This is a genomic window from Saccharothrix tamanrassetensis (assembly GCF_014203665.1).
Classification (GTDB): Bacteria; Actinomycetota; Actinomycetes; order Mycobacteriales; family Pseudonocardiaceae; genus Actinosynnema; species Actinosynnema tamanrassetense.
The window spans coordinates 43,788-56,234 of sequence record NZ_JACHJN010000015.1; the positions used below are offsets into that span (position 1 = coordinate 43,788).

General features: G+C 69.9%; 11 protein-coding genes. 6 read left to right on the forward strand and 5 right to left on the reverse strand.

The annotated features are described in order from the left end of the window. Positions 1-29: 29 nt before the first annotated feature. The gene (locus FHS29_RS33980; RefSeq protein WP_221457169.1) at positions 30-932 is read left to right on the forward strand and encodes an alpha/beta fold hydrolase; all 903 of its coding nucleotides are present in this window, start codon (positions 30-32) and stop codon (positions 930-932) included. Here the strand turns inward: FHS29_RS33980 and FHS29_RS33985 are convergent. From FHS29_RS33985 to FHS29_RS33995, 3 genes are all read right to left on the reverse strand, one after another. Beyond that, on the reverse strand, positions 841-2,172 hold the full coding sequence (locus FHS29_RS33985) for a DUF4153 domain-containing protein (protein ID WP_246441147.1): 1,332 nt from the start codon (positions 2,170-2,172) through the stop codon (positions 841-843). The genes FHS29_RS33980 and FHS29_RS33985 overlap by 92 nt on opposite strands. A gap of 501 nt (positions 2,173-2,673) precedes the next feature. Then, positions 2,674-3,759 (reverse strand): HAMP domain-containing sensor histidine kinase, encoded by a 1,086-nt coding sequence (locus FHS29_RS33990; RefSeq protein ID WP_184698408.1) that lies wholly within the window; start codon positions 3,757-3,759, stop codon positions 2,674-2,676. Continuing rightward, the gene (locus FHS29_RS33995) at positions 3,756-4,421 is read right to left on the reverse strand and encodes a response regulator transcription factor (protein ID WP_184698410.1); all 666 of its coding nucleotides are present in this window, start codon (positions 4,419-4,421) and stop codon (positions 3,756-3,758) included. Before FHS29_RS33995 ends, FHS29_RS33990 begins: the two co-directional genes overlap by 4 nt. Before the next feature lie 91 nt (positions 4,422-4,512). On the opposite strand from FHS29_RS33995, the gene recD2 reads away from it, so the two are divergent. After that, positions 4,513-6,684 carry an SF1B family DNA helicase RecD2 gene (gene recD2 / locus FHS29_RS34000; protein WP_184698412.1) on the forward strand — a complete coding sequence of 724 codons (2,172 nt, stop codon included), beginning with the start codon at positions 4,513-4,515 and terminating at the stop codon, positions 6,682-6,684. 1 nt (position 6,685) lies between these two features. Here recD2 and FHS29_RS34005 read toward each other — a convergent pair whose 3' ends face one another. After that, entirely contained in the window at positions 6,686-6,940 is a 255-nt protein-coding gene (locus FHS29_RS34005) for a hypothetical protein (RefSeq protein ID WP_184698414.1), read from the reverse strand. A gap of 143 nt (positions 6,941-7,083) precedes the next feature. Here FHS29_RS34005 and FHS29_RS34010 point away from each other — a divergent pair, with 143 nt between their 5' ends. After that, on the forward strand, positions 7,084-7,923 hold the full coding sequence (locus FHS29_RS34010) for a helix-turn-helix domain-containing protein (RefSeq protein ID WP_312865222.1): 840 nt from the start codon (positions 7,084-7,086) through the stop codon (positions 7,921-7,923). A 21-nt stretch (positions 7,924-7,944) separates the two neighbouring features. Further along, positions 7,945-8,130: a DUF397 domain-containing protein gene (locus FHS29_RS34015; protein WP_184698418.1), complete on the forward strand. Its 186-nt coding sequence runs from the start codon at positions 7,945-7,947 to the stop codon at positions 8,128-8,130. Positions 8,131-8,162: 32 nt separating this feature from the next. Here FHS29_RS34015 and FHS29_RS34020 read toward each other — a convergent pair whose 3' ends face one another. Beyond that, the gene (locus FHS29_RS34020; RefSeq protein WP_184698419.1) at positions 8,163-9,080 is read right to left on the reverse strand and encodes a MerR family transcriptional regulator; all 918 of its coding nucleotides are present in this window, start codon (positions 9,078-9,080) and stop codon (positions 8,163-8,165) included. Positions 9,081-9,276: 196 nt separating this feature from the next. On the opposite strand from FHS29_RS34020, the gene FHS29_RS34025 reads away from it, so the two are divergent. Then, the gene (locus tag FHS29_RS34025; protein WP_312865223.1) at positions 9,277-11,037 is read left to right on the forward strand and encodes a M14 family zinc carboxypeptidase; all 1,761 of its coding nucleotides are present in this window, start codon (positions 9,277-9,279) and stop codon (positions 11,035-11,037) included. Between the two features lie 126 nt (positions 11,038-11,163). Continuing rightward, the gene (locus FHS29_RS34030; protein ID WP_184698421.1) at positions 11,164-12,396 is read left to right on the forward strand and encodes an AfsR/SARP family transcriptional regulator; all 1,233 of its coding nucleotides are present in this window, start codon (positions 11,164-11,166) and stop codon (positions 12,394-12,396) included. Positions 12,397-12,447 lie beyond the last annotated feature (51 nt).

Sequence of the window (12,447 nt, forward strand, 5' to 3'; positions counted from 1 at the left end):
ACTCGACCTGTAGCGGAGGAATCGTGTTCGTGGAATCCGAAGGTGTGCGGCTGTCCGTGTACGAGCGGGGAGACCGGTCCGCGCCCACCGTCGTCCTGGTGCACGGCTACCCGGACACGCACCGGGTGTGGGACGGGATCGCGGAGATCCTCGCGGAGGAGTTCCACGTGGTGACCTACGACGTGCGGGGCGCGGGTGCGTCGGACAGGCCGCGCGGGCTCGCCGCGTACCGGTTGCCCGTGCTGGCCAGGGACCTCTTCGCGGTGGCCGACGCGGTGAGCCCCGGCGAGCCGGTGCACGTCGTGGCGCACGACTGGGGCTCCATCCAGTCGTGGGAGGCGGTGACCACGCCGGGCGCGCGGATCGCCTCGTACACCTCGATCTCCGGTCCGTGCCTGGACCACGTCGGCTACCTGATGCGGCGGCGTCCGACCATCGGCCAGGTGAAGCAGTTGCTGCACTCGTGGTACATCGTGGCGTTCCACCTGCCGTTCGTCGCGCCGTTCGTCTGGCGTCGGTTCATCGGTCCGCGCTGGGAACAGCTGATGCGCGGGGTGGGAGGTGCGAAGGCCCACGTCGGACCGACCATTGTGGACGACGGCGTGCACGGGATGTCCCTGTACCGGGCCAACTTCATCCCCCGCATCCGCTCACCGCGCGAACGCCGCACCGACGTCCCGGTCCAGTTGGTCCAGCTGCTGAAGGACAAGTTCGTCACCGCCGCCGTGCTGGAGGACCTGGAGCACTGGGCGCCGAACCTGCGTCGCCGGGTGCTCGACGCGAGTCACTGGGCCCCGATCACCCACGCCCGGCCACTGGCGCGGTTGGTGGCCGACCACGTCACCGCACACACTGCCCCCGGTCCCCGGACCGGAGAGCTTCCCGCGCCTGATCCCGCGCCAGGTTCCACGAGCGCCAATCGTCGTCCTTGATCTCGCGGTTCCGCAACGCGCACCGACGCATCCCGTCCGGGAGGGTCGCGATGGCGGGCACGGCGTCGTCGGAGAGCCGGGCGAGATACGCCAGGTCGATCCGCCCGCTCTCCTGCCACCGCGCGATGTTCCGCTCGGCGATGAACCGCTCCGGGTTGAGCAGCGCGAGGCCGACCAGAGCGGCGAACCCGGTGCCCAGCACGGCCTGCGCGAGCCACCGGGCGCGCAGCCTGACGCCGGCGGCGAGCACCAGCAGGTAGACCACGCCGAGCCAGAGTTCGCAGGTGGCGACGAGGACGCGGAGCACCGTGAAGCCGTATGCCTGCTGGTAGAACCACATCCGGGCGAGCGCGGAGGCGACGATGACCAGCGTGAGGACGCTCAACGCGCCGAGCAGCCCGCGCAGCCACTTCCGGTCGACGTCCGTCTCGACCCGCGCGAACCGCGCCGTCACCGCGACCACGCCCAGCGTCAGCACCGTGACGGCGAGCAGTTGCCAGAAGCCGCGACGGGCGTACTCGGCGTAGGTGAGGCCGGCGGTGCGCAGGACGTAGTCGTCACCGCCGAAGAGGGCCGTCACCTGGAACCCGACGAAAGCCGCGAACAACACCACCAGCGCACCCACCGGCAGTCCCCAATCGCGGCGGGCGAACCTGCGGGGGAGGGTCGACGACGAGTCGAGTGACGGCGGCGAGGCGATGAGGAAACACGCGCCGACCGTTGCGAGGCCGACCGTCAGGAACAAGACGATAGGTCCCCCAACCGCTTCGTCGGGAACGGCGGATTCGAGCATCTCGGCGAACGTCGCGTCCGCACCGGCCAGCAATGGCACGAAGATCACCAACAACACCACCGTGACCAACACCGGCCGTGTCATCGGGGGCGCGCCGTTCGCGCGAAGGGCTCTGAACAGCCACGGCACGCCGCGCAGGGTGCCCGTCGAGACGGCGATCGAGCCGAGCAGCACCCCGTGGGCCGTCGTGCCACCCGCGACGGCGAGCGACGCGGCAGCGCACCCGGCGAACACGCAGAGCACGAACAACCAGCCCGAGGTGATCAAGGTGCCGGTCGCGAAGAGTGCGACCGACATCGCCGCCCAGCCGGGTCTGACTTTTCTGACCAGCGCGAACACCACCACTGCGGTCAACGCCCACCCCGCACCGGGCCGGTCGGGCGGCAACAGCACGGCGGCCGCGGATCCGGCACCGACGGCGGTGAGCAGCACGCGGTTGGGTGACATCGGGCAGGCCTCCAGGACAGGTGTCATCGCACCGATTTCCCCCGGCCCGCGCTCGCGTTCGTGTTCGTGGCTCGCGCTCGCGGTCCGTTCGCGATGGTGTTCGCGGGTCCGTTCGCGGGGCCCCGTTCGGGATCCGTTCGTGCTCGCGTTCGCGGGTCCGATCGTGCTCGCGTTCGCGGGTTCGTTCGCGATGGCGACCCGTTCACGATGGTGTTCGCGATCGCGAAGACGAGTGCGTTGTGCGGGGGATGTCGGTGGTTTGCGGAAGAATGAGCCCCTGGGGGCGGATTTTCGGGAATGTCGGTGCTACGTGGGACAATGAGCCCCAGGGGTTCTTCGTGCGGGATTGTCGGTGGTGCGTGGGACAATGGAACCGGGGGGTGCTTTTCCCGGGACTGTCGGTGGTGTGTGGTTGGATTGAATTGGGGGCTGCTCAGAACCGGCCGCATAGGTCCCGACCGCACAGATCCGGCTCGGCCGTGCGACCGTGCAGTCGAGTGGCTAGGCGGCCCCGATGGGGCGGGAGAGGGAGTGCGGGTCGGGCGTGCCGGACCCAGACCCGTGAAGCACCTCGGTCCTGGCGGGCAGCGTGGCGCGAATCCGGCAGCCCGGCCCGTCGACCACCGCGATGGTGCCTCCGTGCAGATCGATGATCCAACGGGCGATGTTCAGGCCCAGGCCGGTGCCGCCGCCGCCCGCCCGCTCGCCCCTGGTGAACCGCTCGAAAACGCGTTCGCGGTCCTCCGGCGCGATGCCCGGCCCGTCGTCGGCCACCTCCAGCACCAACTCCGCACCGGCCCGCGCGGTCACCCGGACCTCGCCGCCGGCCGGACCGTGCCGCGCCGCGTTGTCGATCAGGTTGACCACGACCTGGTGCAGGCGTTCGCGGTCGGCGACGGTGGTGGCGTTCGGTGGCTGCACGTCGACGGTGAACCGCGCCCCTCGAGCGGCTACCGAAGCTTCGGCCACGACCTCGTCCAGCAGCGGCGCGACGGGGAACTCGGCCAGCGTCAGGCGGTGCGCGCCGGCGTCGATCCGGGACAGGTCCAGCAGTTCGGTGACCAGCCGGCCCAGCCGTTCGGTCTGCGCCAGCGCGGTGCGCATGGTCTGCGCGTCGGCGTCCGCCACCCCGTCCACCACGTTCTCCAGCACGTTCTGCAACGCCGTGATGGGCGTGCGCAACTCGTGTGACACGTTGGCGATCAGCTCCCGCCGCTGACGATCCGCCGCCGCCAGGTCGGCCGCCATCTGGTTGAAGGCCCCGGCCAGCTCGCCCACCTCGTCACGGGCCGTCGCACGCACCCGCCGGCTGTAGTCACCGCGACGCATCGCCCGCGCCGCCGCCGTCATCTCGCGCAACGGCTTGGTCATCCCGTGCGCCAGCACCTGCGACGTCACCAGCCCGCACAGCAGCGCCCCGATCGTGGTGCCGACCGGCAGCCACCCGATCTGCGACCAGAAGTACGCGAAGCCGACCGCGCCCGACGCCACCAGGAGGATGCCGAGCTTCAACTTGATGGAGCGCACCGAATCCAACGGGCGCGGCAGGAACTCCATCGCCGTGTCGAACGCCGACCGCACGGTCATCGCGGCGCCTCCAGCGCGTAGCCGATGCCGTGCACGGTCCGGATCAGGTCCGTGCCCAGTTTCCGGCGCAACGCCTTGATGTGGCTGTCCACTGTCCGCGTCCCCGTCCCCTCGTGCCAGTCCCACACCTCGTTGAGCAGCCGTTCCCGCGACTGCACGGCGCGCGGTCGTTCGGCGAGGTGCACCAGCAGGTCGAACTCCGTCGGCGTGAGGTGGGCCTCCTCGCCGCCGCGCAGGACCCGTCGCTCCGCCAGGTCGATCTCCAGGTCGGCGACGGTGATCCGGGCCGACGGCACCGCCGCGCGTTCGACCCGGCGCATCAGCGCGTGCACCCGGGCGGCCAGCTCGCGGATGGAGAACGGCTTGGTCAGGTAGTCGTCCGCGCCGACCGCGAGGCCCACCAGCAGGTCCGTCTCGTCACCCCGCGCGGTCAGCATGAGGACGGGCACCGGCCGGTCCGACTGGATCCGCCGGCACACCTCCAGACCGTCGAACCCCGGCAGCATCACGTCCAGCACCACGAGGTCGGCGTCCGCGGCCTTCACCACCGCAGACGGGCCGTCGTGCGCCAAATCGACCTCGAAGCCCTCGGCGCGCAAGCGTGCGGCCACGGACGAGGCGATGGTCAGGTCGTCCTCGACCACCAGAACCCGGCGTGTCATGGATCCGACTCTAGGTGGGGGCGGTGGAGAGGCCTGGCGCGAGTTGTGAACGTCCTGTGGAGGCTCCGGTGGCCCCCGTTACGGTGTCCCCGTGGCGGACGCGGTCCTGGAAGCGGTGTTGGAGCGGATCACGTTCGCCAACGAGGAGACCGGCTACACGGTCGCCCGGGTCGACACCGGCCGGGGCGGGGACCTGGTGACGGTGGTCGGCGCGCTGCTCGGCGCGCAGCCCGGCGAGTCGATCCGGATGCGCGGGCGGTGGGGGTCGCACCCGCAGTACGGCAAGCAGTTCCACGTGGACGACTACACGACCGTCCTGCCCGCGACGATCCAGGGCATCCGGCGCTACCTCGGGTCCGGGTTGATCAAGGGCATCGGGCCGGTGCTGGCGGACCGGATCGTCACGCACTTCGGGGTGGACGCGCTGGACGTCATCGAGCACCGGCCGGAACGCCTCATCGAGGTGCCCAAGCTCGGACCGAAGCGGACGAAGCTGATCGCCGCCGCGTGGGAGGAGCAGAAGGCCATCAAGGAAGTGATGGTCTTCCTCCAGGGCGTCGGCGTGTCCACGTCGCTGGCCGTGCGGATCTACAAGCAGTACGGCGAGAAGTCGATCGACGTCGTTCGTCTGGAGCCATACCGTCTGGCCACGGACGTTTGGGGGATCGGCTTCCGCACGGCGGACACCATCGCCAAGGCGGTGGGCATCCCGCACGACAGCCCGCAGCGGATCAAGGCCGGGTTGCAGTTCACGCTGTCCGAGGCGACCGGCAACGGCGACTGCTTCCTGCCGGAGAACCAGCTGATCGGCGAGGCCATCAAGATCCTCCAGGTCGACGCCGGGCTGGTCATCGAGTGCCTGGCCGAGCTGGTGGCGGAGGAGGGCGTGGTGCGGGAGGTGCTGCCGGACGGCGAGGCGGCGATCTACCTCATCCCGTTCCACCGGGCGGAGATATCGTTGGCCGGCCAACTGTCGAAGCTCCTGCACACCGGTGTGGAGCGGATGCCGGCGTTCGGGAACGTCGACTGGGAACGCGCGTTCGGCTGGCTCGGCGCGTCGTTGGAGGAGAAGCAGCGGGAGGCGGTCAAGCTCGCGCTGACCAGGAAGGTCGCCGTGCTGACCGGCGGACCGGGGTGCGGCAAGAGCTTCACGGTGCGGTCGATCGTGAAGCTGGCGGTGGCCAAGCGGGCCAAGGTGGTGCTCGCCGCGCCGACCGGGCGGGCCGCCAAGCGGCTCACCGAGCTGACCGGGCACGAGGCGCGGACCGTGCACCGGCTGCTGGAACTCAAGCCCGGCGGAGACGCGGCGTACGACAAGGACCGGCCGCTGGACGCCGACCTCGTCGTGGTGGACGAGGCGTCGATGCTGGACCTGTTGCTGGCCAACAAGTTGGTGAAGGCGGTCGCGCCCGGCGCGCACCTGTTGCTGGTGGGCGACGTCGACCAGCTGCCGTCGGTGGGCGCGGGCGAGGTGCTGCGGGACGTGCTGGCGGAAGGCAGCCCCGTGCCGAACGTCCGGTTGACGCACATCTTCCGGCAGGCGCAGCAATCAGGCGTGGTGACGAACGCACACCGGATCAACTCCGGCGACTACCCGCTGGTGCAGGGGCTGCCGGACTTCTTCCTGTTCCCGGCGGAAGAGGCGGACGAGGCAGCGACCCTGACGGTGGACGTCGTCGCCCGGCGGATCCCGCGCAAGTTCGGCCTGAACCCGCGCACGGACGTGCAGGTGCTCGCCCCGATGCACCGCGGTCCGGCCGGGGCGGGCGCGCTGAACGTGGTGCTGCAGGAGGCTTTGACGCCGTCCGCGAAGGACCTGCCCGAGCGCAGGTTCGGTGGACGCGTGTTCCGGATCGGTGACAAGGTGACGCAGATCCGGAACAACTACGACAAAGGGGCGAACGGCGTCTTCAACGGCACGCTCGGGGTCGTCACCGGGATCGACGAGGTGGACCAGAAGCTGACCGTCCGGACGGACGAGGATGAGGAAGTGGACTACGAGTTCGGCGAACTCGACGAGCTGACCCACGCTTACGCCATGACGATTCATCGCTCACAGGGCAGTGAGTACCCGTGCGTGGTCATTCCAATCACCACGAGCGCGTGGATGATGTTGCAGCGGAACCTGCTGTACACGGCGGTGACGCGGGCGAAGAAGTTGGTGGTGCTGGTGGGGTCGCGGAAGGCGATCGGGCAGGCGGTCCGCACCGTGAGCGCCGGGCGGCGCCACACGGCGCTGGACCACCGGTTGCGTCAGGCCTGAGTCAGGCCTGAGTCAGGGGCCGGGCGCGGTCCGCGGTGGCGAGGGTCGCCGCGTCGGCGAAGGCGGCTTGGAACTGGACGATCTCGCCGCCGTCGAGGCTGATCATGGATTCTTCGGCGAGCCAGATCTCGAGGTGGCCGTCGGTGACGGCGATCGAGCAGACGGCCGGCCGGTGCGCGTCGTCGGAGCAGCGCAGCAGCCATTCACGCGGCGGGTGGCACAGGTCGTGGGTCGTGTTGGGGGCGGGTGCGGACATGGTTGTCCCCCTTCGAGTGGTCCGGAGTCCGACCGAGTCGGTTTCGAATGATCAGTTGCTAGCCCGGACCTACACGGCGTTACTTTGCAACTGCTGTACAGCAAATGACACGATCGGATGACCCTCATGCCCTTGACCCCACGGTGCGCCTGAAGTTCCTGTCGATCTACATGAGGGAGGCGCGGCTCAAGGCAGGAGTGGACCCCAAGGAGGTCGCCAAGCTCCTCGGCCGGGACACCACCCGGGTCACGAAGATGGAGAGAGGCAGAGAAGGGCTGACCCCCGGTGACGCGAAGATGCTGCTGGACCGCTACGACGTGCACACCGAGGAGCAGAAGGCGGACATCGTCGAGCTGGCCCGGACGCGCAGTCAGCGCGGGCGCTGGTTGGGCCACCGGGCGACGGTGCCGATGGAGCAGCGGCCCTATTACGACTTCGAGGTCGACTCGAACCTGATCCAGCACTACGGGGTCGAGATGGTGCCCGGCCTGTTGCAGACCGAGGCGTACATGCGCGCCATGCTCGAACGCAGCGCGCGGGTCGATCCGGCGAGCATCGATGACGTCGTGGCGACCCGGTTGGAGCGGCAGGAGGTGATCTTCCGCCAGCGGCCGGCCGAAGTGGGGTTCGTGCTGAGCGAGAGCTGCCTGCGTCGGATCTTCGGTGGCAACGCGGTGATGCACGCGCAGATGGTCCACCTGGACGCGGTCGCCAAGCGGTCCAACGTCAGGCTCCAGATCCTGCCGTTCGACTCCATGGGCGGCGGGAACACCTTCGGGTTCACCATGTTGCGGATCCCGGCACCGACCTCCGCGCCGCCGCTGGAGATGGTCTACGTGGAGAACCTGCACGACGCGGACTACCTGGACGGACTGCCCGAGGTGGCCGACTACGGGAGGCTGTGGAGCCGTCTCACCGCCGACGCCCTGGGTCTGGAACAATCGAGGAGGTTCATCAAGGGCGTAGCCCGGCAGTACGCCTGATCGTGGAAGGTGGTCCCCGCCATGACTCCGGACTTCTCCGCTGCCATCTTCAAGACTTCGGGTTACACGCAGGACAACGGGACTTGTGTCGAGGTGGCCGTGGTGCCGGGGTTCTACGCGGTGCGGGACACCAAGAACAGGGCCGGTGGGCAGCTGAGCGTTCCGGCTCGGGCGTTCAAGACCTTCCTGGAGTCCTTGCGGGGGTGACCCGCCGGGGTCGCCGGCGGGTCACCGACCGGCTACTTGACCGGGAAGGCGATGTCGCAGACCTCGTCGTCCGGGCCGGCCTTGCCCCAGTCCGCGAAGTACACCTCGCGCGGTGCGCCCGCCTCGGTCAGTCCGTTCTCCTTCACCCACGCGGCCACCGCGTCGTACGCCGACAAGATCTGCGGGAACTCCACCTCGCGCTTCCGCAACCTGACGTACGCCTCCCGGTGCGCCGGCTCGACCCGCCCGGCCGCCCCGGCGGGCGGGGCGTCCGCCGCGATCGGCAGAGCCACCTCCACCGGGCCGTCGCTGTCCTCGCTCACCTCGCCGTAGTAGATCACCAGGGCCTCACCGGCGATGCCGCCGTAGCTCTCGGTCGCCTTGGCGACGCGACCCATCCCCTCCGCGATCCAGTCGGTCAGCCCCGGCTGCGACACGTGCCGCTGCTCGGTGAGCACCACCTGCTCCGGCACGTCCCGCTGCTTCACCTCGAACACCTTCACCAACCCCTTCCCTCCGGTCAACGCCGCGTGGAGGTGGGCGAACAGGTCCCGCTGCACGGCCACCCGCTGCTCGACCGCGTCCCAGTAGGACGCGAGCAGCGCCGCCCGGTCTGCCGCCGGCGCGTCGGTGATCCGACTGACGACGGTCAACGGCATGTCGAGCCTGCGCAGCGAGTGCACCAGCCGCGCTTCCGACAACTGGTCCTCGCGGTACCGGCGGTAGCCGTTCGCGGGGTCCACCGTCGCCGGCTTCAGCACGCCCTGGCGCTCGTACAAGCGCAGCGCCTTGAGCGAAAGCCTGCTCCGGCGGGCGAACTCGCCGGTGCCGAGCAGGCGCTCACCGCTCCGCTCACGGCTCTGGTCACGGCTCTGGTCACCGTTCCGGTCACCGCTGCGCCCACCGTTGCGTTCACCGTCGTGGCCGCCGCTGCGCTCCGGGACCGCCATCCGCACCTCCTCCACGACGTCGACCCTGGGGCGTGCCCCAGGGGCAGGGTCAAGCGTTGCGCCGGATGTCCGTTCCCGCCTGGTGCACCCGGCACAACCATCACCCATAAGAGTCAGGTATGGCCGGTCGGAGGGTGTGCACCGACCCGGTTTTGCCTCATCCTCCTGCTCAACCCTGCCTAGGAGGAGAACAACCGTGAAGTCGACAAGACGTTCACTGGTGACGCTGGCGATAGCCGGTGTCACAGTCGCCGCCGTGATCAACGGCGGCGTTCCCGGCACCGCGGGCCCCGCACCCGAGGTGGCCGTGGCCCAAGCCGGTCCGACCTACGTCTACAAGGTGCACGCACCGCTCGGCAAAGCCGCCCAGGACCTCCTCAAGCGCGGTTTCGACGTCCTCGAACAGCGCGAAGGGGAGTACCTGTTCGTCCTCGGCGACCAGGCCACCGGTCAGAAGCTGAAGACCGACGGCTTCACCTCCGTCATCGACGAGGTGCTGCCCGCGCCGCAGTGGGAGCCGCCGGCGCGCAAGTCGCAGTCGCTCGACGCGGCGGCCCTGGAAGAGACCTATTACGGCGGTTACCGCACGATCAACGCGCAGTGGGCGCACCTGGACGCGGTGGCGTCCCAGTACTCGAACCTGACCACGGTCGTGGACTACGGCGACTCGTGGAAGAAGAGCCAGGGCGCGGGCGGCTACGACCTGCGGGCCATCTGCATCACCAAGAAGAACGCCGGCGACTGCGCGCTCAGCACGTCCGCGCCCAAGCCGCGCTTCTTCGTGATGGGCCAGCTGCACGCCCGCGAGATCACCACCGGTGACGTCGCGTACCGGTGGATCGACCACCTCACCCAGGGCTACGGCACCGACGCCGAGGTGACCGCGCTGCTCGACACCACCGAGGTGTGGGTGGTGCCGATCGCCAACCCGGACGGCGTGAACATCGTGCAGCAGGGCGGCAACTCGCCGCGCTACCAGCGCAAGAACGCCAACACCACGCACGGGGCGAGCTGCTCGGGCACGTCGGCGTCGCACATCGGCGTCGACCTGAACCGCAACACCAACTCGCACTGGGGCGGCGAGGGCACGTCGTCCAACCCGTGCGACCAGACCTTCAAGGGCCCGTCGGCCAACTCCGAGGTCGAAAGCCGCGCGCTCCAGGCGTTGTGGCGCAACCTCTACAAGGACCGCCGCGGCACCGGCAACACCGACGCCGCCCCGGCCGACACGACCGGCCTCGTGGTCTCCATGCACAGCTACTCGAACCTGGTGCTGTTCCCGTGGGGCTGGACGACCCAGTACAAGACCGGCAACGACGCCGCGCTGCGCGGCATGGCGCGGGACATGGCGCAGCTCGCGGGCGGCTGGCAGTACGGGCAGCCCGGTGAGGTGCTCTACAACGCGGCCGGCGCGACCGACGACTGGGTGTACGACGACCTGGGCGTCGCCTCGTACGTGTGGGAGATCGGGCCGGGCTCGGGCACGTGCAGCGGCTTCCTGCCGGCGTACTCGTGCCAGGCGTCCACGTTCTGGCCGAAGGTCAAGTCCATGCTGCTGTACTCGGCCAAGAAGGCCTCCAACCCGTACGGCGGCGCGGGCAACCCCGGCCAGTGCGCGAAGGCCACCAACGACGGCGACGTGAACATCCCGGACGCCGGCGCGGCCGTGAGCAGCACCATCACCGTCTCCGGGTGCACGGGCAACGCGTCCGCCACCGCGCAGGTGGAGGTGCACATCAAGCACACCTACCGCGGTGACCTGGTGCTGGACCTGGTCGCCCCGGACGGCACCTCGTACCGGTTGAAGCCGTCGGACAACGACTCGGCCGACAACATCGACACCACCTACACGGTGAACGTGGCGAGCGAGCTGCGCAGCGGCGCCTGGAAGTTGCAGGCGCAGGACGTGTACTCGGCCGACACCGGGTACATCGACTCCTGGAGCCTCACGCTGTAACCCAGGCTCCGCACGTCGACGAAGACCGGCCCCGCAGGCGCTTGCCGCCTGCGGGGCCGCTCCACGTTGCCCCTACCGGGGGACGGGGCTTGCCTCGCGAGCCGATGGCCGGTCTGATCCCCGGAAGTGGAGCGGAGGGCGGTAGTCGAGTTCGGGTTGCTGGGTCCGGTCACGGTCTGGCGCGACGGCCGGACCGTGGCGATCTCCGATGCGGAGCAGCGGAGCGTGCTGGCGTCGCTGCTGTTGAACCTCGGCCATCCGGTGTCCTCGGACCGGCTGATCTACCAGCTCTGGGGCGCCGAGGTACCCCTCGCTGCGCGGAAGGCGTTGCAGGTGCACGTGGCGCGCCTGCGGCAACTGTTGGGTCCGGACCCGAGCGTCAGCCTGTCGCACCGGGCTTCGTCCGGCTACGTGCTGGAGGCGGAGCCGGAACGGGTGGACCTGTACCGGTTCCGATCACTGGTCGCCGAAGCCCGGGACAAGGCGGGTGACGAGCGGTCCGAACTGTTGCGGCAGGCGTCGGAGCTGTCGCGGGGTGCGCCGTTGGCCGACGTCCGCGGTCTGGACGAGATCAGGTCGTTGTTGGCCGAGGAGCAGTTGGCGGCGCGGGAGCTGTTCCTGGAAGTGGAGGTCGGGGCCGGGCGACACGTCCAGGTCCTGCCCCAATTGGAGGACCTGGCCCTCCGGCACCCCCGCCGGGAGCGGCTGGTCGGGCTGCTGATGGAGGTGCTGTACCGGGTCGGCCGGCGGGCCGACGCCGTGAAGTGCTTCCAACGCACCCGTGAGCTGCTCGTCTCGGAGGTGGGCCTCGACCCGGGCCACGCGCTGCGGCACCTGCACGAGCGCATCCTCACCGGCGACCCGACACTGATCACCGACCCGGTACCCGGTGGACAGCCCGAGGCGGCGCCGACCGAGGACGAATCGCCCGAGCCGCGGGTCACCGAGGACGAGCCGGTGGCGCCCGATGCGGACGTCGTCTGGGCGACCGACGCGCCGGCGCGTCGGGACCACCTCAACCGGGCGGCGTTGGCCGACGTGATGGCGGCGCGGCTGCGCGAGGTGCGGCGGGACGAGCCGGGGACGTCTTTCCTGATCCACCTCGACGGGCCGTGGGGCACCGGGAAATCCAGCCTGCTCACTTTCTGGGCGAGCGGCTCGCCGACGAGTTCACCGTGGTGCGGTTCGACGCGTGGCGGCAGGCCCGGATCGCGCCGCCGTGGTGGACGCTGCTCGGTGCCACCCGCAAGGAGATCACGCGCCAGCGCAAGCCGTGGACCGCTTGGTGGCTGCGGGTGGAGGAGACGTTCTTCCGCGCCCGGCGGACCGGTGCGCCGTACCTGCTCGCGCTGGTGCTGACGGCACTGGCGGTCACGGCTGCGGTGCTGTGGTGGCCGCGCGGCACGGGAG